The 22,456-nt window shown below is 58.8% G+C and carries 19 protein-coding genes; all 19 read right to left on the bottom strand.

Annotated features, from left to right (window positions below):
- Position 1 precedes the first annotated feature (1 nt).
- Positions 2-619, bottom strand: a complete 618-nt coding sequence (gene rimM, locus E4U03_RS00765; protein ID WP_135011096.1) for a ribosome maturation factor RimM — start codon at positions 617-619, stop codon at positions 2-4.
- A gap of 208 nt (positions 620-827) precedes the next feature.
- Positions 828-1,055 carry a hypothetical protein gene (locus tag E4U03_RS00760; RefSeq protein ID WP_135011095.1) on the bottom strand — a complete coding sequence of 76 codons (228 nt, stop codon included), beginning with the start codon at positions 1,053-1,055 and terminating at the stop codon, positions 828-830.
- A 478-nt stretch (positions 1,056-1,533) separates the two neighbouring features.
- Entirely contained in the window at positions 1,534-1,776 is a 243-nt protein-coding gene (locus E4U03_RS00755; RefSeq protein WP_135011094.1) for an RNA-binding protein, read from the bottom strand.
- A gap of 2 nt (positions 1,777-1,778) precedes the next feature.
- Complete coding sequence (gene rpsP, locus E4U03_RS00750; RefSeq protein ID WP_135011093.1) at positions 1,779-2,195, bottom strand: 30S ribosomal protein S16; 417 nt, start codon at positions 2,193-2,195, stop codon at positions 1,779-1,781.
- A gap of 351 nt (positions 2,196-2,546) precedes the next feature.
- Complete coding sequence (locus tag E4U03_RS00745) at positions 2,547-3,728, bottom strand: ABC transporter permease (protein ID WP_135011092.1); 1,182 nt, start codon at positions 3,726-3,728, stop codon at positions 2,547-2,549.
- Positions 3,725-4,642: an ABC transporter ATP-binding protein gene (locus E4U03_RS00740; protein ID WP_135011091.1), complete on the bottom strand. Its 918-nt coding sequence runs from the start codon at positions 4,640-4,642 to the stop codon at positions 3,725-3,727. Before E4U03_RS00740 ends, E4U03_RS00745 begins: the two co-directional genes overlap by 4 nt.
- A 124-nt stretch (positions 4,643-4,766) precedes the next feature.
- Positions 4,767-5,486, bottom strand: coding sequence for a response regulator transcription factor (locus E4U03_RS00735; RefSeq protein ID WP_135011090.1), 720 nt, complete (start codon positions 5,484-5,486; stop codon positions 4,767-4,769).
- A 43-nt stretch (positions 5,487-5,529) separates the two neighbouring features.
- The gene (locus E4U03_RS00730) at positions 5,530-6,873 is read right to left on the bottom strand and encodes a sensor histidine kinase (protein ID WP_135011089.1); all 1,344 of its coding nucleotides are present in this window, start codon (positions 6,871-6,873) and stop codon (positions 5,530-5,532) included.
- Positions 6,874-6,936: 63 nt separating this feature from the next.
- Positions 6,937-8,868, bottom strand: coding sequence for a hypothetical protein (locus E4U03_RS00725; RefSeq protein ID WP_135011088.1), 1,932 nt, complete (start codon positions 8,866-8,868; stop codon positions 6,937-6,939).
- A 72-nt stretch (positions 8,869-8,940) separates the two neighbouring features.
- Positions 8,941-9,435, bottom strand: a complete 495-nt coding sequence (locus E4U03_RS00720) for an NUDIX domain-containing protein (protein WP_135011087.1) — start codon at positions 9,433-9,435, stop codon at positions 8,941-8,943.
- 176 nt (positions 9,436-9,611) lie between these two features.
- Positions 9,612-11,186, bottom strand: coding sequence for a signal recognition particle protein (gene ffh, locus E4U03_RS00715; protein ID WP_135011086.1), 1,575 nt, complete (start codon positions 11,184-11,186; stop codon positions 9,612-9,614).
- Between the two features lie 215 nt (positions 11,187-11,401).
- Positions 11,402-13,117 carry an ABC transporter family substrate-binding protein gene (locus E4U03_RS00710; protein ID WP_135011085.1) on the bottom strand — a complete coding sequence of 572 codons (1,716 nt, stop codon included), beginning with the start codon at positions 13,115-13,117 and terminating at the stop codon, positions 11,402-11,404.
- 339 nt (positions 13,118-13,456) lie between these two features.
- A complete protein-coding gene (locus E4U03_RS00705) occupies positions 13,457-15,172 on the bottom strand; it encodes an ABC transporter family substrate-binding protein (RefSeq protein ID WP_135011084.1) in 1,716 nt (571 codons plus the stop codon).
- 75 nt (positions 15,173-15,247) lie between these two features.
- Positions 15,248-17,323 carry an ABC transporter ATP-binding protein gene (locus E4U03_RS00700; protein ID WP_135011083.1) on the bottom strand — a complete coding sequence of 692 codons (2,076 nt, stop codon included), beginning with the start codon at positions 17,321-17,323 and terminating at the stop codon, positions 15,248-15,250.
- On the bottom strand, positions 17,324-18,298 hold the full coding sequence (locus E4U03_RS00695; protein ID WP_135011082.1) for an ABC transporter permease: 975 nt from the start codon (positions 18,296-18,298) through the stop codon (positions 17,324-17,326).
- Positions 18,295-19,281 carry an ABC transporter permease gene (locus tag E4U03_RS00690; protein WP_135011081.1) on the bottom strand — a complete coding sequence of 329 codons (987 nt, stop codon included), beginning with the start codon at positions 19,279-19,281 and terminating at the stop codon, positions 18,295-18,297. The genes E4U03_RS00695 and E4U03_RS00690 overlap by 4 nt, the downstream gene beginning before the upstream one ends.
- Before the next feature lie 428 nt (positions 19,282-19,709).
- Positions 19,710-20,540, bottom strand: coding sequence for an exodeoxyribonuclease III (locus tag E4U03_RS00685; RefSeq protein WP_135011080.1), 831 nt, complete (start codon positions 20,538-20,540; stop codon positions 19,710-19,712).
- A 144-nt stretch (positions 20,541-20,684) separates the two neighbouring features.
- Entirely contained in the window at positions 20,685-21,023 is a 339-nt protein-coding gene (locus tag E4U03_RS00680) for a P-II family nitrogen regulator (RefSeq protein WP_135011079.1), read from the bottom strand.
- Positions 21,024-21,037: 14 nt separating this feature from the next.
- Positions 21,038-22,297 (bottom strand): ammonium transporter, encoded by a 1,260-nt coding sequence (locus E4U03_RS00675; RefSeq protein WP_135011078.1) that lies wholly within the window; start codon positions 22,295-22,297, stop codon positions 21,038-21,040.
- Positions 22,298-22,456: the final 159 nt, after the last annotated feature.

The following is a 22,456-nucleotide window of genomic DNA, read 5'->3' as shown; positions in this document are numbered from 1 at the left end:
GTTAGTTGTGCTCACTCTCGGTCTCGGCTTCTGCTTCTTCATCGTCGCTGTTGAGTTCGAGCAGGCCGGCGGGCGGGTTGATGATGATGTAGCCTTCTTCGGTGTCGATAGCGGGGATGAGTTCTTCGACGAAGGGGATCATAACTTCTTCACCGTCTGCGGTGTTTTCGAGAATCAGCAGGTCCTGGGTGGGCATGGTCTGCAGGCCGGTGACGACGGCGATGGGCTCTTCGGGTAGGTAGCCGTCCTTGACGTCGGCAGCCAGGTAGACGGGCAGATCGAGCAGTTCGTGCTCGTAGTAGCCTTCGTCGTCGCTGTCAGCGTCGGTTTCTGCGGAGGAGTCGAAGGTGAGGCGGGTGTCGCGGAGTTCTTCGGCCTGGTTGCGGTTGGTGACTTCTTCGAAGGCTACGACCAGGATTTTTTTGTTCCAGCGGGATTTTTTGACGGTGAGGGTACCAGCGGGGGCGATGGTGCCTGCGGGGCTTGCAGGGTTGAAGTTTTCGATATCGAGTACGGCCCCGGGAGCGAAGCGTTCTTCGGGGGCGTCGGTGAAGAGCTGGACGGTGACTTCGCCGCGGATGCCGTGGGGTTTGCCGATGCGGGCGACCTGTACCTGCACGCGTATCTCCTTGGGGGTAAAGGTATTGTGGGGTTTGGGTATAACTTTACCGGGTTTTGCGGACGCCGATGGGCGGGTAAAAGCCCCACGCCAGAAAGTGAGGATGATTCATAAGGGGTTCTGCAGGCTCACACCTTCGCTGCAAGCCTGCCACCCCATCTTCTGTTGAATAAGCTTTCAGCAAACCACCCACAATGTTTAAGAAATGCTACCTGGAGATTTCGGCTTCAAACCAGCGTTTGAGTACTTCTTCAAAAACATCAGCCATCTCATTCAAACTGCTTATATGTTGCTTCTCAGATTTAATGCCTAAAGCCCAACCATCTGTATACCCCTTAGCTAACCAAGTTTTACCTGAGAGGTACTTGTCAGCTAGTGCGTTCTTATACTTGCCTAATTCACGTTTACTTTTACCAGGCTTATACTTACTAAGCATAAGCTCTTTCTCTCTGCCTGCAATAACCTCTGCATCAAGGATTTGGAGATGTTCAATCCATCCTGGTTTCTCATCACGTAGCTCAGGGTCAAAATAATTACTGGTATCCTCTGGAACTGAGATTCCAATTAGATAAGTGAAATACCTTTGGAGTTTTGATTGGCTGAAGGTCTTGTTCAGTAATACGAGAATCTCGGAACTGTGCTAAAGCTTTTTTCCATGTAATAATCTTTATCCCCGCGAACTTACCAAAAATTTACCGAAGGCCTTATCCGTTAGATTTTCAAGAAAGGCCACAAACTGATCTGGATTATGACGAATCTCAGCAGCAAGCGCTCTCGTTACCATCGGTTCAGAAGTATAAATTGGAGAAATGGTCATCGAGTCGTAACTTTCCTTGTCATGCATGGTTTACGGAGCGGGCAGTAAAATGCCCCGGGTAATCAATCATACACCAGGGCATTTCATGTATATTCAGTTAGCGTCGTCGGTCAGTGTCGATGACATCTACGCGCACGTGGTCGCCGTCGTTGATGGCGTTGACTACGGTGCGGATGCTTTTGGCGGTGCGGCCGGAGCGGCCAATGACACGGCCAAGGTCATCAGGGTTCACGCGAACCTCCAGGGTTTCGCCCCGGCGGCCGGTTTTGGCGCGTACCTGGACGTCGTCTGGGTTGTCGACGATACCCCGAACGAGGTGTTCGAGAGCGTCAGCCAACATGATTACTCAGCTGCTTCCTCAGAAGCTGCTTCTTCTGCGGGAGCTTCTTCAGCCTTGTCCTCGCCCTTGGAGGTGATTGCCTCGGGAAGGATGACGGAACCCTTTTCGGGAACAACGAACTCGGGCTTGGCGTCAACGGGCTTTACGGTTGACTCAGCCTTTTCGCCCTTGGCCGCAGCCAGGTCGCCGGTCAGCTTCAGCAGAGCAGCTACCTGCTCGGTGGGCTGGGCGCCAACTGACAGCCAGTACTGGGCACGCTCTGAGTTGATCTCGATGCGTGAGGGGTTCTCGGTCGGGTGGTAAATGCCGATTTCCTCGATAGCCTTACCGTCACGCTTGGTGCGTGAGTCAGCTACTACAACACGGTAGCGGGGATCGCGGATTTTACCGAAACGCTTCAGACGAATTTTAACAGCCACTGTAGTGGTTTCTCCTGTTTTCTATAACTGTTCGAGGTCAGGTGTCAGCTCGTGGGGCGGGCTTCGTCAAGACCTCTGCGGACACAATTTCTCCCGGATGAGAGGGGCCGGGAAAAATCGAGTACCCGTCAAGTATGCCAGCTCCGCCCCGCTTAATCTAGAGTTACGCTCTATGGAGTGAGCGTGTTGTGAGCAAGCTGACCCAGACCACTCCAGCGCATAGAGCTCGTAGCGAAGCTGCTGGCTCGGGGCTGGCGTGAATCACCTAGTGAGCGCAAGCGAACCGGATGAGAAGGTCGGCAGCGAGCGCGAGCTCAGGCGCTGGGGCAGCCCGCCACACACACATCAGACCTATTTCCTAAGCGCCTGCTTCCAGCTTACCGAGGTTCCGCCGCGCATGATGTTGGCGCGGTAGATGCGGGCACCGAGCCGGGTGAGAAGGGCGGCTACTGCCAAGGTGAGGGCGAGGGCGAGTAGGGGTTCCCAGAGGGCTACATCTTCGGTGAGCAGGCGGCGGGGCATGGCGATTGAGGATAGGACAGGCACAAAGGAGATGATCTTGAGCCAGGTTTCTGAGACGTAGATACCGGCAAAGAGGGCGGCAATGAGCACCATGGTGATGGGGTTGGAGAGGTTGGTGATGTCTTCGGTGCGGGCTGCCATGGCGCCGACGGCGGCCCAGATGGTGGCGATGGCTGCGAAGCCGACGATATAGAAGAGGGCAAACCAGCCGGCTGAGGGTAGGATCCAGCCGAATTCTGAGGTGCTTCCGGTGATTTGCATGCCGATGAGGCCGGCGACTGCGTAGACGGCTACCTGCAGGATGGCTAGCACGATGTTGCCCACAATTTTTCCGGCGAGGAGTTGGCCGAGCGGTATAGCGGTGGCGATGATTTCGACGATGCGGTTTTGTTTTTCTTCGACCACGGAGTTGGCGATGGCTACGCCGAAGAGCACGGTGGTCATGTAGAAAATCATGGCGAAGACCATGGAGATGAGGAAAGCGAGGGCGGCGTTTTGGTTGCCGGAGAGGACGCTGGTGCTCACCTGGGTTCCTGCTGCCAGGGCTTCGAGGTCGACACCGGCTGAGGCAGCGTTTTCGGCTGTAACGGTGGAGGTGATGACGGCACCTAGTTCAGTGACCAGGCTGTTGTCGGGTGATGAGTCGAAGACGAGTTCCCAGCCCTGGTCTGTGGGGGCGAGGTAGGCGTCCGCGTCCCCGTCGGCAACGAGGGTGCGGGCGGCATCCGCGCTGTCGACCTGGGTGGCGGTGTAGCTGGTGTTCTCGTCGCTGCTGGCTTCAGCGGCAGTGACCAGGGAGGTGGCTCGGTCGTCGCTGGTGGCTACGGTGTAGTGGGTTGACCCTGAACCCATAAAGTAAGGGATGAGGATTGCGGCCAGGATGATGACGAGGGAGAAGATGGTTCCGCCGATAAAGGATTTGTCGCGCAGCTTGACCATGATTTCGCGGGTTGCGACGATTTGCCAGGCGTTTTTGGGGGCGGTGCTGGAGCGGGTGGGTGCGGTGTTCATTGGCCGGTAGCCTTTCGGTAGATGTCGCCGAGGGTGGGGAGCTGGCGGGAGAACTCGTGCATGTCGTGGTGGAGTCCGGTGCTCAGGATCTGGTGGCGGACGCTGGCCAGGTCGGCGCCGGGGACCAGTTCGACGACGGCGTCGGTACCGGAGACGTCGAGGACGTTGATCCCGGCCAGGTCGCGGAGCCAGGCGGCGTCCTCCCCACCCCGGTAGAGGTAGCGGGGGGCACTTGATTCGCGCAGTTCGGTGGCGCTACCGCTGGCGCGGACGGTCCCGCCGTGCAGAATAACGACGCGGTCGCAGAGACGGTCAACCAGGTCGAGCTGGTGGGAAGAGAAAAGGATGGGAACCCCGTTGCGCATGAGCTCGCGCATCATGGAGACCATGGTGTCTACGGCTTTAGGGTCAAGGCCAGAGAAGGGTTCGTCAAGGATCAGGGCCGTGGGCTGGTGCAGGATAGAGGCTACGATTTGCACCCGCTGCTGGTTGCCGAGGGAGAGGGATTCGAGCTTGTCGTTCAGGCGTTCCCCCAGCCCCAGTTCGGTGAGGTGGTCGGTGGCGATGGTGCGGGCGGTGCTGGCGCTCATACCGCGCAGCTGGCCCAGGTAGACGAGCTGGGCAAGGATAGCCTGTTTGGGGTAGAGGCCGCGTTCTTCGGGCATGTAGCCAAAACCCGCGCGGTCTGCGGCGGTGATGGGGCGCCCGCCGTAGAGTACCTGTCCGTCGGTGGGTTCGAGCAGGCCCATGATCATGCGCATGGTGGTGGTTTTACCCGCGCCGTTAGCGCCAAGGAAGCCGGTCATGGATCCGGGTTCAACGGTAAAACTCACTTTTTCTACAGCGGTGGTGGCACCGGGGCTGCTGCCGTAGACCTTGGTAAGGTCACGCACTTCTATGGTTCGGTCAGTCATGGGGCACTTCCTTTGGGTAGCTTGTACCTCAAGTCTAGGAAGGCTGTGAGCATAACGGCTCCCCCGCCGGGTGGAGCCGGGCGGGGGAGATTGTGGGTGGACGCTGAGAAGCTGGGTTAAGAATCTAGGCTAGCCCTACCCGGTGGGCGAAGATGACGGCGCCGACGCGGTCGCGGCTGTGGGTCTTGGCCAGGATGTTAGAGACGTGGGTCTTGACGGTTGCCGCGCCGAGGAAGAGTTTTTCTGCGATTTCTGCGTTGGTGAGGCCCTGGGCGAGAAGCTCTAGGGTTTCTTTCTCTCTGGGGGTGAGTGCGTCTAAGGCGAAGGCGTCTTCGGGGCTCAGCTCCTGGGCGGAGCGTACTCCCCCGCTCTTGACCGTCCCGGAGCTACCTGCCTGCGCGGCGGCGTCCTGCCCCTTGGTCTGTTCCACAAAACGGGCAATGAGCGGCAGGGTCATCTTGGGCGAAAGCAGGGCCAGACCGCCGGCAACCTTCCTGATAGCTTCAACCAGCTCGTCGGCGTCTGAGGTTTTGAGCAGAAAGCCGCTGGCCCCGGCCTGCAGGGATGAGAAGAGGTAGTCCTCTCGGTCGAAGGTAGTGAGGATTAGGACGGACGTGCCGGGCAGCTTCTCGGTGAGGGCGGCTGTGGCGGTGATTCCGTCCATCACGGGCATTTGAACGTCCATGAGAACCACATCGGGGCGGGTAGCTACGGCAAGGTCGAGAGCCTCGGCCCCGTTGCGGGCTTGGCCGACCACCTCGATGTCGTCCTCCATCGAGAGAATGAGGGCGAAACCGGAACGCACCATGTCTTGGTCATCAGCTAACAGTACTTTGAGGGTCATGAGGCGCTCCTAGAGGCGTGGATGTCGTGGGATTCGTCAATATCTATGGGGAAACGTACCTGCACCTTCCAGCCGGGGGCGCCGCGGCGGCGTCCGGTCCAGCAGGTACCGCCCAGGGCAACAGCCCGTTCCCGGATGCCCTGCAGGCCGTAGCCGTGGCGGCTAGGATCGGGTATGTATTCTGGCCCTCTCCCCGCTCTGGGCCGGTGGCAGGGCCGTCATCGGTGACCTCTAATTCAGCCCAGTGGGCGCCGGGGCTGCCGCCGGTACGCAGGGCCAGCACCACATTCTGGGCAGCTGAATGCTTGCGCACGTTGGTCAGGGCTTCTTGAGCCATACGGTAGATGGACAGCTGGGTTCCCTGGTGAAGGTTGGTCAGCCGGGCAAGGTCCTGCTCCCCTACCTGCAGCCGGGTCTGGACGCCGATCGAGCTCATGTGCTCTACCAGGTCAAAAATTTCAGCAACCTGGGGTTCTTTCGCCGAACCGCCGCCATTCTCCGCTTCCCCGGCTGCCCGCATGACTCGAATCAGGTTCTTCATTTCAGAGACCGACGAGCGGGCCAGCTTTTCGATGTTGGCCAGGGGCTCTGCTGCCAGTTCAGGTTTCTTGCTCAGGGCCCGGCGGACAGCTGCTGCCTGAATCCCCATGGATGAGACGTGGTGGCCCACCGAGTCGTGGAGTTCCCGGGCGATGCGCAGGCGGTCGCGGGTCACGGCGTCTTGGGCCATCTGCTCAGCCTGCCGCTCTAGCTGCTGGGCCTGGGCCGCAAGGACGGTCCGCTGGTAGGCCTGGTTCCAGGCCGTGCGCCCCATCAGGGCGGCGCACCCGTAGTAGAAAAGATTCGTTACACAAGCCATCACATAGCCGGCGGTCGCCTGGCTAAAAGGCCCGCCAGAATACTCTTCAACGCCCGCCATACTGTAGGCCGAGTCGGTCACGACCCAAGCAAGCACAATCCAGATGAGGGCGGCAGTGCAGACCAGGGCATAGACAATCCAAGTCATCGTGCGGTTCTTACCCCAGGCGATACCGGCAAAGAGCACCGCAAAGTAGCAGAGCTGGTAGCTCAGGGTAGCGGGCGCTATTTCAGACACATAGCTCAGAGCAAAGAAGAGCGCGGTGGCCAGAAGCATCATGCTCAGCGGGTAGACGTGGCGGAAAATAAGCGGCAGCGTCATCGCCGCAGCGGCCCAGTAGGAGTGATGAATCTGCTGGGCGTCATCCCCCAGAAAACCCGCGGAGTGGTAGGCGGCGTTCAGTAGCAGGGTTGTAGCGAGTACCACGAGCCAGACCAGCATGTCCCGGCGCAAGGACGCCGCCGGCGGGGTGGGGCGCTCCCAGTCAGGGTCTATCTGTGAGAAGGAAAAACGGGTGGCTGTGTTCACCTGCCCACTGTATCAAGACCAGGGCGCTGGCGGCTCCCCCGCGAGGCGGAGGGAGCCGGGCTCTTAGTCACGAGCGCCGAAGAAACGCCCCAGCTGCTGCCGGGCAATCTGCCTTGCCTGGCGGCCCAGCTTCTGGGCGTTGCGGACGACCTTGGGGGTCTGCGGCTCGGAGGTTTCTTCTGCCTGCTGCTGAGCCTGGGCGCGGAGCTCTTCGGTCAGTGAGAGGGGCCGCACCTGGTGGTGTTCGACCGTGGGCAATTTCTCGGCTGCCTGCAGGCGGTGGTAGACCCGCGCGATGACCAGTTCAGCTGCGCCGGTAGCCCCGAGGGTGGCTGCTGCGATGAGGGCCGCGCGGGGTGAACGCCCCTGCGCTACGCGCCGGGCTGCCCACAGGGCCAGGGCGCCGGAGGCACCGAGCTGGGCGGTGGCGTCCGCTGTGAGAAGCCAGGGGCGTTCCCGGATTTCCCGGCTCACGGTGCTGAGTGTATCGGTGCCGTTGGGGTAGGCGGTGACGCTCTCCTTGAAGCGCTCCAGCCCGTTCATATCGGGGGCGAATTTTCGGTAGCCCACGAACTCATCAAGGTGTACAGCCCCGGTGAGCACCTTGAGCAATTCTTCGGGCAGTTCGAGGGCATGGATTGTGGATTCCAGACCGTCGGAGCTTTCGCAGTCCAGCACGTAGTTGGTCAGGCGGTTCGCGGTTTGCTCATCGAGCCCGTAGAGCCAGATGAGCTGTTCGAGCTGGTCACGGGCAGCTAGCTCCCTGAACGGTGCCGGGAGTAGGCCCGGCAGACTCCAGACCAGGTTGCCCACTTCGCTGGAGACCCGTTCAAGGGCAGAGCCGATTTTTGTTAGGGGCGACCAGCTGAAAGTCAGCACGGTACCCACCAGACCCGAGTCGGGGGTGCCCATGACCTGGTTAACCCAGTCGGTGACGCTACCGGTTTCGGGGCCGGTGGAATCAGCCGGGAGCACGAAGGTCAGGTTCTGGCCGAAGAGGGTCTGCTCAGCCACAATCGAGGGCACGTTCATGGCTTCAAGCAGGTTGGCCAGGGTGCGGGGGTCGGCGGTGAGCAGCGACCAGCTCTTATCGGCAGGTGCCGCCTCAACCTCACCGGCCATAAGCTCAGGCTGCATGTAGGTGGCAAGGTCAGCCATCGACAGCTCCACCAGCGCAGCACTCACCCCGTTCGGGTCAAGGCTCAGGGAATCGGTGCCCTGGGAGAAGGACGCCAGGTGGTAGTCCTCCCCCGGCTTTTGGGGCAGCAGGTCAGCGACACCTGGAAAGAGAGCGTCCATCTGGGTCAGGAACTCGTTCAGGGGCACACCGGGCAACAGCACCCCGGTGCTGTCGGTCTCCACGGTGCGCAAGGACGCCTGCCCCGGCACCCGCTCGCACAGCACGAAGAGCTGGGCGCGGCGTCCGTCCGTCTCAAGGGCCGTCACCGTCGCCACCGACTCTAAATAACCCGCTAGCTGAGGGGTAATCTCCCAGTTCAGCTCTTCCATCGCGGCCAGAGCCTCTGGGGTGGGGTCGCCGGTCAGCGCCTGAAGCTCCTCTGCGGTAACCTCAGTAGGCACCTGGTCAAGCTCTGCAAGGAACTCTTCGCTCCCCTGCTCTGCCTGCATAGTCTGCTGAATCAGGTCATCGAACTTATCGGGGTCGGCAGCGAGCTCCTCAACGCTCTTGATGTCTTCATCGGTGTACTCGTAGCTCTGGTCAGCTCCCTGAGCCTGCTCCCGAATCATGCCGATAATGCTCTCTAACTGATCCCGAACCTGCTGCTCAACGTCAGCAGGCAGGGCAAGCTGCTCACCGGCGTCCGCCCCCTGCTGAGTATCAGACGCGCCGCTGTATAGGGCAGGCACTAGCTTCCGCCAGCTCCCCCAGGGCTGGGCACGATCAATGCACAGACGCACCCACAGCACATCAGAACCCACAACCTCCCCCTGGGAGGCACCCTGCTGGGCGGGGTCACGGTGTGATTCAGTCATATGCTTACAATCCTTCTCAACGCTTCATCAAACGGGCAGAGCTCTGCCCCGGGCCACATGACGCAGGGGTAACTAGCTTGCAGGTGAATCGCTAGAGAACTCGTACACGGCCCCGGTCTGCAGGGCACGGAAAGCCTGCTGCAAACGGTAGGCCTGACCCTGATCAAAGTAGTTACCCAAATCTTCGGGCGCTACCCATTTATAAGCGGTCAGCTCTTCTTCCTGCAGAGTAATGACCGCATGGGCAGGAAGTACACCGGCGTCATAGATGTAGTAAGTGGAGTCACCCCAGATATCCATTTGCAGGCCATGGAAGATCACCAGAAGACGACCAGGTTCAAGGGTAAGGCCAACTTCCTCAACCACCTCACGGAAGCAAGCTGGCTGTGGAGCTTCACCCGCCTCAACGGTACCGCCCGGGATAGTCCAGCCGTCCTTATAGTTAGGCTTGACCAGCAACATCTGCCCCGCTTCATTCCGAATCACAGCGCCGGCCGCCAGACGACGGGTGGGCAGACTTTCAATAAAAGCCTTCAGTTCTTCTTCAGGCAGATAAGAATCAACCACGGTACTGCTCCTTCTTGACGGGCGGTTACTACACCCAATGTACAGCGCCAGACCACAGCGTAAAAGGTAGAGAGGCCCTTGCACTCTCTCAGCAGAACTGCCCCTACCCACAAGCGTCCTTATAAGCCACAGGGCGGGAGTAAGCCAACTGCTTACCCCTGCCCTATCGGTAGGTTTTACTTGAGGAACTTCTCGAAGCCCTTAGGCAGGTTCAGATTCTCAGGCTTCACGTCCTGGGTCTGCTGGCCAAAGGCCGAGCCCAGAGCAGCCTGCTGCTTAGCAGCAGCTGCCTGCTCCTGCTGGGCGCGCTTTGCCGGGTTGCCGGAACGAGCCTTCTGCTTGCCCTTACCCTTGCCCTTATTCTTGCGGGCAGCACCACCGGCAGCGGCCATACCGGGCATCTGCATGCCACCGGGCATACCGGCCATATTGCCGCTAGCCAGCTTCTTCATCATCTTCTGGGCCTGGGCAAAACGCTCCATGAGCATGTTGACCTCAGAAACGGTCACACCGGCACCCTTAGCGATACGGGCACGGCGGGAACCGTTGATGATCTTGGGAGCGACGCGCTCGTGCGGGGTCATGGAGCGTACGATCGCTTCGACGCGGTCGATTTCCTTCTCGTCGAAGTTCTCCAGCTGCTGACGAATCTGGGCTGCACCCGGCATCATCATGAGCAGCTTCTTCATGGACCCCATCTTGCGAATCTGCTGCATCTGGGCCAGGAAGTCTTCAAAAGTGAAGTCTTCCTGGTCAACGAACTTCTTGGCCATGCGGTCAGCTTCGGCCTTATCCCAGGTCTGCTCGGCCTGCTCAATCAGGGTGAGCACGTCACCCATGTCGAGAATACGGCTGGCCATGCGGTCGGGATGGAACTGCTCAAAATCAGTGACGTTTTCACCGGTGGAGGCGAACATGATGGGCTTGCCGGTCACCGAAGCAACAGACAGAGCGGCACCACCGCGGGCGTCACCGTCCAGCTTGGAGAGCACAACGCCGGTGAAGTCGACGCCCTCGTTAAAGGCGTTAGCGGTGTTGACGGCGTCCTGACCGATCATGGCATCGATGACGAAGAGAACTTCGTTAGGCTCAATGGCGTCGCGGATGTCGCGGGCCTGCTGCATGAGCTCGGCATCAACACCCAGGCGGCCTGCAGTATCGACAATGACCACATCGTGCAGCTTGGCGCGAGCCTCAGCTACACCGTCGCGGGCAACCTGGACGGGGTCACCGGTGGGAACATCGAACTCACTGGTGACGCCGGGGTGCGGAGCGTAGACGGGCACGCCAGCGCGCTCACCCACCACTTTGAGCTGGTTGACGGCGTTGGGGCGCTGAAGGTCAGAAGCCACCAGCATGGGGGTGTGGCCCTGCTTCTTGAGCCAGTGGGAAAGCTTACCGACCAGGGTGGTCTTACCGGCACCCTGCAGACCGGCCAGCATGATGATGGTGGGGCCGGTCTTGGCCATGTTGATACGGCGGGTCTGACCACCCAGAATGTTGACCAGCTCTTCGTTGACGATCTTGACGATTTGCTGGGAGGGGTTGAGGGCTTCGGAAACCTCGGCGCCCAGGGCGCGTTCCTTGATGTGGGAGGTGAATTCGCGGACGACGGGGACGGCCACGTCGGCATCCAGCAGGGCACGGCGAATCTCGCGTACTGTAGCGTCAATATCTGCTTCAGTCAGCTTGCCTTTGCCGCGCAGGTTTTTGAAGGTTGCTGTCAACCGGTCTGAGAGTGAATTAAACACGGGCTGTGCACTACTTTCGTGGCTGGATGGGCGTCGCGGGCTTATAGGGGCCCGCTAACAAATTTAAGAATCAGCTATTAAGAATAACGTATATAGGCAAGGAGCCGCCGGGTTTGCGCGGTTGAGAGTCAGAATCCCTGTTTCGACACTTTCGCCGGTTTTCAACGGCTAAACCGTCGAAAACCGGCGAAAAAGTGGAAATTTGGGAGTTGAACCTACTCCTTGATCCAGCCTGCGTTGATGTAGGCGGACGGGTTGGCATAGGGGCGGGCGAAGAGGAAAGCACCGTAGTTGGCCAGGTTGGTCTTGCAGAACCAGATTTCGGGGCCGTTGATGATGGGAATCATGGTGGCGACCTCTGCCATGTGCTTCTTCTCGATTTCGTTGGACAGGGCGTTACGCTCTTCCATTGATTCGATGGTGCGCAGGCGCTCACACATCGCATCGATTTCGTCGGTGCCGATGCCGTTGTAGGTGGCTGAGTGGTAGAAGTACTCTGCTGAACCCGATGCATCTTCACCCAGGATGCCGTAGCCGGAGAAGGTCACGTCATATTCCTTGTTACCGATGACGGTGGAGAAGTTTGCGTCGGGCTGGTTATCGATGGTGCATTCGATACCGGCAGCCTTCATCTGCTGCACGATGGTCTGGGCGGTAGCTGATGAAACCGGGTCATCGCCGAAGGTGGTGATGACGAACTTGGCATTGCCTGAAGAGTTGGCCAGGTAGTCACCGTTTTGGCTGTAGCCCGCATCGGCCAGGATCTTCTTGGCTGCCTCTGCACCGGTTTCGGTTGGATAGTTGTCCTGGTAGTCGGTGGCGAAGGGCATGAGCATCATAGAGCCGGGTACTTCTTCGGTCCAGTTCAGACCGTTGAAGCGGACGGCTGCGATGGCCTTACGGTCGATAGCGGCAAAGATTGCGCGGCGTAGGGCGGTGTCGGTGAGTCGCTCAGGGTTGATGACCAGGCCACCGGCGTAGAGGTTCTGGCCGCGGCGGGGTTCAGCGCCGCTGGTGCCGTCAATGTCGTTGTAGGCGGTCAGGCTGTTAGCGGTCACCGCGTCGATTTCGCCGTTGCGGAAGGCTGCGCGGGCTGCAGAGGCTTCCATCTGGCGGAAGGTGATGCGGTCGAGCAGGGGCTTTTCGCCCCACCAGTTCTCGTTGGGCACAACGGTGAGCATCTTCTGGGCAGAGTCCCAGTTATCGACCTTGTAGGGGCCGGAGAGGTAGTCGTTGTTGATGGTATCGAGCAGGCCGTCGTTGAAGATTGCGGGGTCTTCCATGGCGGGGTGCACCAGGCCGGTGCCGAAGAGACCCTCGATGGGATAGTAGGGTTCGGTCATGGTGATCTTAACCGAGAAGGCGTCACCGTCTTCTTCGATGGATGCGATGTGGGCATAGACGCCGGGGTCTACGATGTTGTAGCCCTCTTCGGTGAGGGTCTTGTGGGTCACCTGCAGGGCCTTGACGTCCACGGGGGTGCCGTCGTTGAACTTAGCCTGGGGGTTGAGCTTGATGGAGATGGTCTGCACGCCGTCGGTTTCGCTAGCTTCGTAGGCGGTGCAGTAGTCGGTGTTGATGCTGTACTCGCCCAGGGCGTTGGTTTCCCAGAGGCCGCTGACGGTGGCGGTGTTGACGGCCGCCATGACGTTGAGATTGCTGGTGGTGTAGCCGGTTTGGGTTGCGACGTTGAAGTTGGGGCCCAGGGTGGCTACGGCAAGGTTAAGGACGCCGCCAGTCCGCAGGTCTGCGCGGTCATGTTCGTTGATAGCTACGAGCTTTGAGATGTCGTCTCCGCGGGTGAGGGCTGAGCCGGTTTCGGCGCTTGAGGTATTGCTGTTGCTGCCACAGGCTGCGAGCAGGCCGGTCATACCGGCGACGCCCGAGACAATGAAGAAGGACCTGCGGTTGAGGTTAATACGTGCAGTCATGATGCCATCCTTAGATAAGCAGAACTTAATGTTCGCCACACCTTTTGTGTGATTGAGACTACCCTAGCAGGTAATTCATGCCACTGTAACTCTTTTTCAACCCGTATTTTATATAATGACCCCATAAGCACTGAGTATTTTTATCAGAAATAGATTAGCTTCTCTAAATTTTTCTGATGTTTTCAGCATCTTCAGAGCGCCTCCCCTGGCCACCAACCCACAGGCCTAACAGCACGCTGAGATAACAGCCCAGATTAAACAAACAACTTGCCCCACCACCTGCATCAGGTGATGGGGCAAGTCAGGGGGTACTCTAGGAGACTTTTAGACTCGAGGAGCTTAGTCCTTCATCCAGCCAAGACGGGCCCAGAGGTGGGGGTTGGCAGAGTGGCCACCAAACATAGCGGCACCGTAGTTAGCCAGCTTGGTCTTGCAGTAGAAAATGTTAGGACCATTGAAGACAGTACCGAGGGTTGCGAACTCGGCCATGAATTTCTTTTCGATCTCGTTACACTTTGCGTTACGCTCAGCGTCGTCCTCAATCCTTTCCATCTCGGCAATCATGGCGTCGATTTCCTCAGAGCCTGCGGCACCGTCGAGGTTAGATGAGTGGTAGAACTGACGGGTTGCTGAGGTTGCATCGGAGCCAACAGTGAAGCCTGAGAAGGTCATGTCGTATTCCTTGTTGCCGACTACCGAGGCGAAGTTAGCGTTGGGCTGCTGGTCGATGGAGCACTCAATGCCGATGGTCTTCATCTGTTCAACCATGGTCTGAGCCAGGGCAGCTGAACCGGGGTCTTCACCGAAGTTGGTCACGCGGAAGCTGGCGTTAGTGCCGTCCTTAGCGTAGTAGTCGCCATTCTTGGTGTAACCGGCATCTTCCAGAATCTTCTGGGCTGCCTCAACGCCACGTTCTGCCGGGTAGTTATCCTGGTAGTACTCAGAGATGGGCAGCAGAAGCATGGAGCCCGGAGTCTCTTCGGTCCAGTTCAAGCCCTGGAAACGGATGTCTGAGAGGGCCTTGCGGTCGGTGCCAGCAAAGATTGCGCGGCGCAGAGCGACATCCTGGATACGGGCGGGATTAAGATTCAATCCACCCGAGAAGAGGCGCAGAGAACGACGAGGCTCAGCGTCAGCTGTACCTTCAACGTCCTTATAGGCAGCCAAAGTTCGAGCTTCCACTGCATCAATTTCGCCGTTGCGGAAGGCAGCACGGGCAGCAGTAGCTTCCATCTGGCGGAAGGTGATGCGGTCCAGGATGGGCTTAGTGCCCCACCAGTTTTCGTTGGGAACAACGGAAAGGCGCTTTTCTGCTGAGTTCCATTCTTCCAGCTTGAAGGGGCCTACGCCGTAGTCGGGGTTGGGGTTGTCGGTCCAGCCCTCGTTAAAGACTGCTGGGTCTGCCATAGCAGGGTGTAGCAGGGTGCCAAAGAGGTTATCTGCCGGGTAGTAGGGTTGCTTCATCGTCACAACAGCGGAGAAGGCATCGCCATCTTCTTCAATGGACTCGATGAACTCGTACATGCCCGAGGTAACAATGTTGTAGTCGCCCTCGGTGGACTTGAAGACGTTCCATGAGGTGCGCAGAGACTCAATATCAATGGGAGTGCCATCGTTGAACTTGGCCTTGGAGTTCAGCTTGACGCGGATGGTCTGCACACCATCAACGGTCTCAGACTCGTAGGACTCACAGAAGTCGGGGTTGATGCTGGGGGTACCGTCGAAGTCTGACTGCCAGATACCGCTGGTCATCGAAGTGTGGAAGGTAGAGAGAACGAAGCTGTTATTTGCTGAGTTACCGTTCTGGGAGGAGATGTTGAAATCAGGGCCCAGGGAGCTAACAGGCAGGTTGACGACGCCACCGGTCTGCAGGTTAGCGACGTCCTGCTCGTTGATTTCGACCTTAATTTCATCACCGGCTGCTGCCATGCTGGCGGTTGCAGCGCTGGTGGTGTTAGAGCCTGAGCCACCGCAAGCGGTCAGTAGGCCGGTGGTTCCCAGAATACCGGTACCCCAAAGCAGGGTACGGCGGTTCAGAACTACGTTCTTGTTCATTCTCTCTTCTCCTTCGTAAAGAGGGTGGGCAAAAGTGGGTTTGAAGTGATTTCGATTACATTCTATACATGTAATTTAGCTCATAGCAACTTCGTGTTCAGGATAATGACAGGCGTACTGGTGGTCCTCACTCGCCCGGCTGAGAACAGGCACATTCTCGGTGCAGTTCTTCTGCTTATCTTCAGGAAGAAGCTTGAAGATGGGGCAACGAGTTGCAAAAGCACAGCCCTCCGGCGCGTTCACGGGGGTGGGCAGGTCGCCTTCGAGCACAATGCGCTGGCGGTTGGCTTCCACCTCGGGGTCGGGCACGGGGATGGCAGAGAGTAGAGCCCGGGTGTAGGGGTGCACGGGGTTATCAAAGACCTCGTCCACATTGCCAATCTCAACCACTCGGCCCAGGTACATAACGGCCACACGGTCAGAGGCATGGCGCACGACAGCCAAATCGTGTGCCACCATCAGGTAGCTCAGCCCCAGCTCGACACGCAGCTTCTCTAGCAGGTTAATGACGCCTGCCTGAACAGAGACGTCAAGAGCAGAGACCGGCTCATCGAGAGCCACCAGCTTGGGGTTGACAGCGAGCGCGCGGGCGATACCGATACGCTGGCGCTGGCCGCCGGAGAACTGGTTGGGGAAGCGGTTGACGTGGTCGGGTTGCAGGCCGACGGTCTTCATCAGTTCAAGTACGCGCTTCTTGATGTCTTTGACTGCCCAGCCCTGGTTTTGTAGGGGCTCAGCCAGAATTTCGTAGACGGTGAAGCGGGGATCGAGTGCACCCGTTGGGTCCTGGAAGACCATCTGCTGGTTCTTACGCAGGGCGTTGAGTTCGGAGCCGCGCAGGCCCTGCTTGTTAGAGACACCGGCGATGACGATTTCGCCGTCGATATCCTTGGAGAACTCCATGATTTCGAGCAGGGTGGTAGTTTTGCCGCAGCCTGACTCGCCCACGATGGAGAAGCACTCGCCTTCGCGGATATCGAAGCTGACGCCGTTGACGGCCTTGACGGTGCCCACACGACGCTTGATGAGGGCGCCCTTGGTGAGGGGGAAGAACTTCTTGACGTTCTTCACCTCAAGCACGCTGGCGCGCTCTTCGCGGGGTACGCTATCGAGGGCAGAGACGGGGATGGGGGGCACAGGGAACATCTGCTCAGGACGTTCGTTGACGAACTTCTCTGCGTACAGGCAGGCTGAGCGGTGGTTCTCGCCGGTACCGGCAATCAACTTGAGCTCCGGCTCTTGGGTGAGGCAGGCGTCCGTAGCCACCGGGCAGCGGGCCGCGAAGGAGCAGCCCACCACGGGCTTGAGCAGGTTGGGCGGGGTTCCCTCAATCGGCACCAGGGAGGTCTTTTCCTTGCGATCCACGCGCGGTACAGCACCCAGCAGACCGATGGTGTAGGGCATGGAAGGCTTCTTATAGAGGTCGGTGGCAGCGGCATGCTCTACAGCCTTGCCCGCGTACATGACCATGATTTCATCGGCCATACCGGCCACGATTCCCAGGTCGTGGGTAATCATGATGGTAGCCGCTCCGGTCTCTTCCTGGGCCTTCTGCATCACCTCAAGCACCTGAGCCTGGATGGTGACATCCAGCGCGGTGGTGGGTTCATCGGCAATCAGTACGCGCGGCTCGTTCGCAATGGCCATAGCAATCATGACGCGCTGACGCATACCGCCCGAGAACTCATGGGGGAAGGACTTGAGACGGCTCTCGGGTGAGGGAATGCCGACCAGACGCAAGAGCTCCACGGAGCGAGCCTGAATAGCCTTATCGCTCATACCCTTGTTGTGGGCCTTGAGTACCTCAGCCAGCTGGTGGCCGATGGTGAAGACCGGGGTGAGTGATGACAGCGGATCCTGGAAGACCATGGAAATCTCTTTGCCACGGTAGTCGCACATCTGCTTATCGGTCAGACCCAGCAGTTCGGTGCCATCGTACTTGATGGAACCGGTGATGTCTGCGGTAGTGGGGTGCAGGCCCATGATGGCCATCGAGGCAACCGACTTACCTGAGCCGGATTCACCCACGATGCCCAGCGTCTTGCCCGCATAGAGGTCGAAGTCAATGCCGCGCACCGCGTGCACAATACCGTTCTCGGTATTGAACTTTACGTTGAGGTCTCGGACGCTCAGTACTGGTGTAGTGCTCATTTACTTCTTCTTTTTCTTAACTTTGCCAACGGACAGGGAGGTAGGATCGAAGGCGTCACGCAAGCCGTCATTCATCAGGGCCAGGGGGCCAACCAGCAGGAAGAAGAACAGCAGCGGAATCCAGAACATCCAGGGCAGGGTGTTGATCTGGCTTGAAGCCTGGGCGATGAGTGACCCCAGTGAGAAGTTAGGGTATTTCACGCCAATACCGATGAAGGTGAACGACACCTCAGCCAGAATTGCTGCGGTGATACCGCGGGTAAACTCAAGCACCATCAGGGAGCCGATGTTGGGCACCAGGTGACGCCAGACAATCTTGAGGGGGTGCACACCCATGTAGCGGGCGGCTTTGACGAAGTCACGGGAGATGAGCGACATGGCCATAGCTCGAATCACACGGGCGGTATACATCCAGCTGAAAATCAGGAGCACGATGGTTAGGATGAGCCAGCCAGGTAGGTTATCGCGGATGGCCTGTCCGCCAGCACCGTTGATGACGATAGCTACAACCAGCAGACTAGGCGCCATAATCAAGGTTTCAAGGACGAACAGCAAAGTCTTGTCAATCTTGCCGCCGAAGTAGGCCATGACGCAGCCGTAGATAGCTGCAAAGATGACGGAGACACCGCCCACGATCAGACCGATAAAGACCGAGGTGCGGACAGCTTCAACCATCTGGGCGTAGAGGTCGGTGCCTGCACTGGTGGTGCCGAACCAGTGCTCGGCGCTGGGGCCAGTGGAGATGTAGAAGGGGTCGATAGTGGTGGTATCCCATTTGGAGAGGAAACCGCCAAAGAGACCGAAAGCTATTACCAGCAGCAGGACGACCAAGCCAAAGACTGCGGTCTTGTTACGCATAAAGCGGCGGAAGATAATCTTCTTCTTGCTGATGATGTCGAAGTCAGCGTTAGTCTGATCGACCCTCGTGATAATACCTGTGAGGTTGTTGTGGTCGATGGAAGGTGAATTGCTCATGAGATCCTCACTCGGGGATCGACGATGGTGGTGGCGATATCAGCGATGATGGCGCCAACTGCGAAGATGAAGGAGCCGTAGGCCAGGGTTGCTACCGCCGCGTTGACGTCCTGGGCACCGATTGACTGAATTGTCCAGAGACCGATACCGGGCCAGGCGAAGATAGCCTCGGCGAAGAAGCCGCCGGTGAAGATGGAGGGAACGGTAAAGGCGATGGACTGGGCTACCGGAATGAAGGAGACGCGCAGGGCGTGGCGGCGGATGGCCTGGTTGCGGGTGAGGCCCTTAGCGCGAGCGGTGCGCACAAAGTCGGCGTTGACGCTGTCGAGCAGGTACTGGCGCTGGGAAATCTGGTAGCCGCCCCAGCTCATAATCGTGATACAGAAGGTGGGCACGATGTAGTGGGCTGCCAAGTCCACCCAGTATTCGAAGCTACCCGGGGTGAGGCCTGGCGAGGAAATGCCGGTCACGAAGAAGATGCGCTCCCCCGTTGCACTGTTGATGGCCACAGCTCCCAGCTGGACCAGGAAGTAGGCGATGGGGGCGGGCAGAATGTAGACCAGGTAGGAGTAGCCGGTAATCACACGGTCAGAGAACTTGTACTGACGGGCTGCTGAGTAAACGCCCAGGGCTACACCGATGATGAGGGAGAGAATCACAGCTACCAGGTAGAGGCGGGTTGATACCCACACGCGCTGACCGAATTCAGCGTTGATGTAGGCGCCGTTGGGGCTACGGCCCCAGTCCCAGTGCAGAACAACGTTGGTCAGCCACTGGACGTAGCGGTCCCAGGCGCTCATGGTGGGGTCAAGGTTCAGGGCTGCGAAGTTGCGCTGAACCTGCTCCGGTGAGGGGCGGGGAATGCGTTCCTGTTCGAGCAGGGCGGGGTTCAGTGAGGTAACGGCGAGGAAGTAGCCACCGGTCGTCGTTAAGAAAATCATGACGGCGTAAGTAGCTGCTCGCCTCAGCAGATACTTAATCATGAGGCGAACTCTTTCTGGGTAACGAACATTGTGTGTGAGCCTTTACAGATACTGCCGGGCTTGTGATGCCCAATATATACTGACGTGTTGAGTTGAGTATATTTAGTCGCACCCGTCACATCAAGTTGGGCAACACACCGCTCGTCCGCAGCAAAGAGTCGGCGAAACGTACCCGAAATAATCCACGCATTAAAAAGCCCGAGAATACACGGGCGCAGCCTTCGCCACTCCCCCGCTTAAACCTGATTCTGCAGTTTCTACCGCTCTAAAACTTTAAAAACATTAAACATTTACCCCGGTTTTTCTCACATATCAGTTCACCCTTGTTGAACGACCGCTCTGCCCCCATCACCTGGACACAGCAAAACCCGAGTGTCCCTGGCGTTAGAGGGGCCCTCGGGCTTTTAACAGGCAGGTGAGTCTTTAACCTAGCCCAGGTCGATATCGAGGAGAATCGGGGTGTGGTCCTGGCGAGGGCCTGAATCCATCATCTCTGAGGCTCGCACCTTCTCAGCAACCCGGTCTGATACCAGCCAGTAGTCAATGCGCCAGCCGGTGTTGTTGATCTTGGAAGTGCGGGAGCGCTGGGCCCACCAGGTGTAGGCTCCGGTGACGTCCCCGTGCAGGTGGCGGAAGGTGTCGGTGAAGCCCCGGGAGAGAATCTGGGTGAAACCTTCGCGCTCTTCGTCGGTGAAGCCGGGGGAACGGCGGTTAGCCTTGGGGTTGGCCAGGTCAATTTCGGTGTGGGCAACGTTGAAGTCGCCGGTTGCAAGCACAGGTTTAGTGGCGTCCAGGCCGGCAAGATAATCGGCGTAGAGGCGATCCCAGACCTGGCGGTCAGACAGGCGGCGCAGGCCGTCCGAAGCATTGGGGGTGTAGACCTGGGTGACGTAGAAGTCCTCAAATTCCAGGGTAATCATGCGCCCTTCGGCGTCCATGGTGGTGGGGGCAGAGAGGCGGGGGTAGGTGACGATGGGCTCTAGCTCCTGTTTGTAGAGGAACATGGTGCCCGCGTACCCCTTGCGGGCGGGTTCGTCGGAAGATACCCAGGCAATCTTGTAGTCGGGGAAGTAGGCGTGCAGGGCTTCGAGATGTTTCTTGGTGGGCCCCTTGGCCGAGAGCTTGGTTTCTTGCAGGGCAAGGACGTCGGGGTTCAGCAAGGAGATGGAGGCAAAGACATCGCGGGAGAGCAGGGCACGGGCCGACTCACTGGTGAGTGCAGCATTGAGTGAATCAACATTCCAGGAGACAAGTTTCATGCCCCCTAGTCTACCCGGCGCTCCCCCGCCGCCGTCCTGACCCACGTCTGCCCCCTGCCTGATAGCACTCCTGGCTAGAGCACATAAGATGAGGGCAGACCCACGAAACCGTGGGTCTGCCCTAGATTTGTATGTCGCTTGTGCTTAGATGGCGGAGACGCCGCGTTCTCCGGTGCGGACTCGAACCACCTCGTCCACGCTGCTCACCCAGATTTTGCCGTCCCCGGCGCTACCGGTATTGGCGGTGGCGATAATGAGGTCGATGATGTCCCCGGCCCGGTTAGCGTCCGCCAGGATTTCCAGACGAACCTTAGGAATCAGGCGAATGTCGTATTCCTTGCCGCGGTAGACCTCTACATGCCCGTGCTGGCGTCCGTAGCCCTGGGCTTCTGAGACCGTCATCCCGTCGACCCCAAAGTTTTCGAGGGCCTGGCGGATGTCGTCAAATTTTTCGGGCTGAATCAAAGCGGTAATGAGTTTCATGGCGTGAACTCCCTCTAGTTTTTAGCGAAGGCACCGAAGGTGCCGCTCGACATGGCGTAGGCGGTTTCGGCGTGCTGGGCCAGATCAATACCCTGGATCTCCTGCTTCTCGCTGACCCGGAAGCCCATAGTGCGGTGAATCGGAATCACAATCAGCAGGGTCACAACCGCGCAGTAGGCCATAGAAATCAAGGTTGCAACGGTCTGAGTGACCAGCAGGCCTAGACCGCCACCGTAGAAGAGACCGGCGGTTCCGGTAGCCGGGGTTGCGATAAAACCGAGGGCCAGGGTGCCAATGAGGCCGGAGACCAGGTGTACACCCACTACATCAAGAGAATCGTCGTAGCCCAAGCGGTACTTGAGACCCACAGCCCAGCCTGAGGCGATACCCGAGATAAAGCCCAGGGCCAGGGCACCGACCGGGTCAACGTTGGCGCAGGCCGGGGTGATAGCAACCAGACCAGAAACCAGGCCGGACGCCGCACCCAGGGAGGTCACGTGACCGTCACGAATTCGTTCAAGCAGGGCCCAGCCCAGCATGGCAGCTGCCGGGGCAGCAAGGGTGTTGACCCAGATCAGACCTGCCTGGGCGCCGTCCGCAGCAGCCCCCACGTTGAAGCCGAACCAGCCAAACCAGAGGATAGCTGCACCAAGCATGACCAGGGGCAGGGAGTGGGGGCGCTGGTTGGGGTCTTCCCCAAAGCCCTTGCGAGCGCCCAGTACCAAGGCCAGGATGAGACCGGCGACGCCGGCGTTGATGTGAATTACCAGGCCACCTGCAAAGTCAATGGCTTCGCCGAACATGGACCCGATGAAGCCCTCTTCACCGAAGAGGCCGCCGCCCCACACCATGAAGGCCAGGGGGCAGTAGACCAGGGTGAGCCAAAGGGGCACGAAGATGCACCAGGCCCCGAAGCGGGCGCGGTCGGCAATGGACCCTGAGATGATAGCCACCGCGATGATAGCGAAGGTGGAGCTAAAGGCTACCGAAAGAAGGTTGGTGCCGCCGTCCGCAAGCGTAGCTGATAGGCCAAAATCGTTGAAGGGTGAGCCGACGATATCGTAGATGAGGGCGCCTCCCCCGCTCATGCTGTAGCCCCAGAGCACCCAGCACACGCCGACGAGGCCCATTGAGATGACCGACATCATCATCATCATGTTGAGTGCTGACTTGGCTCGCGTCATACCGCTGTAGAAGAGAGCGAGACCCGGTGTCATAAACAGAACAAGTGCCGCGGCGACCACGGTCCAAACATCACTGGCGGTGAGTTCCATGCCTGTTACCCCTTTCAAAACCCGAAAAAGAAAACCTGTGTGCCGGTAGACCAGCTCTTGGTGTGTTGACAGGTTCTATTGTTCTCTGCGCGTGTTTCGGCTGCTTGCGCCTGGAGTTTCGCCCCGGTTACAGGTGCCCTCCCCATGTTGCGGGTATGA

Source organism: Rothia nasimurium (assembly GCF_004569295.1).
Classification (GTDB): domain Bacteria; phylum Actinomycetota; class Actinomycetes; order Actinomycetales; family Micrococcaceae; genus Rothia; species Rothia nasimurium_B.
This window is presented reverse-complemented; position numbering and strand designations above follow the sequence as displayed.

Excerpts from the sequence above, each read along its gene's own strand:
- E4U03_RS00760 (WP_135011095.1), bottom strand. The coding sequence starts at position 1,055 with ATGCTTAGTAAGTATAAGCCTGGTAAAAGTAAACGTGAATTAGGCAAG.
- E4U03_RS00755 (WP_135011094.1), bottom strand. The coding sequence starts at position 1,776 with ATGTTGGCTGACGCTCTCGAACACCTCGTTCGGGGTATCGTCGACAAC.
- E4U03_RS00745 (WP_135011092.1), bottom strand. The coding sequence starts at position 3,728 with ATGAACACCGCACCCACCCGCTCCAGCACCGCCCCCAAAAACGCCTGG.
- E4U03_RS00740 (WP_135011091.1), bottom strand. The coding sequence starts at position 4,642 with ATGACTGACCGAACCATAGAAGTGCGTGACCTTACCAAGGTCTACGGC.
- E4U03_RS00735 (WP_135011090.1), bottom strand. The coding sequence starts at position 5,486 with ATGACCCTCAAAGTACTGTTAGCTGATGACCAAGACATGGTGCGTTCC.
- E4U03_RS00725 (WP_135011088.1), bottom strand. The coding sequence starts at position 8,868 with ATGACTGAATCACACCGTGACCCCGCCCAGCAGGGTGCCTCCCAGGGG.
- E4U03_RS00710 (WP_135011085.1), bottom strand. The coding sequence starts at position 13,117 with ATGACTGCACGTATTAACCTCAACCGCAGGTCCTTCTTCATTGTCTCG.
- E4U03_RS00705 (WP_135011084.1), bottom strand. The coding sequence starts at position 15,172 with ATGAACAAGAACGTAGTTCTGAACCGCCGTACCCTGCTTTGGGGTACC.
- E4U03_RS00700 (WP_135011083.1), bottom strand. The coding sequence starts at position 17,323 with ATGAGCACTACACCAGTACTGAGCGTCCGAGACCTCAACGTAAAGTTC.
- E4U03_RS00695 (WP_135011082.1), bottom strand. The coding sequence starts at position 18,298 with ATGAGCAATTCACCTTCCATCGACCACAACAACCTCACAGGTATTATC.
- E4U03_RS00690 (WP_135011081.1), bottom strand. The coding sequence starts at position 19,281 with ATGATTAAGTATCTGCTGAGGCGAGCAGCTACTTACGCCGTCATGATT.
- E4U03_RS00685 (WP_135011080.1), bottom strand. The coding sequence starts at position 20,540 with ATGAAACTTGTCTCCTGGAATGTTGATTCACTCAATGCTGCACTCACC.
- E4U03_RS00680 (WP_135011079.1), bottom strand. The coding sequence starts at position 21,023 with ATGAAACTCATTACCGCTTTGATTCAGCCCGAAAAATTTGACGACATC.
- E4U03_RS00675 (WP_135011078.1), bottom strand. The coding sequence starts at position 22,297 with ATGGAACTCACCGCCAGTGATGTTTGGACCGTGGTCGCCGCGGCACTT.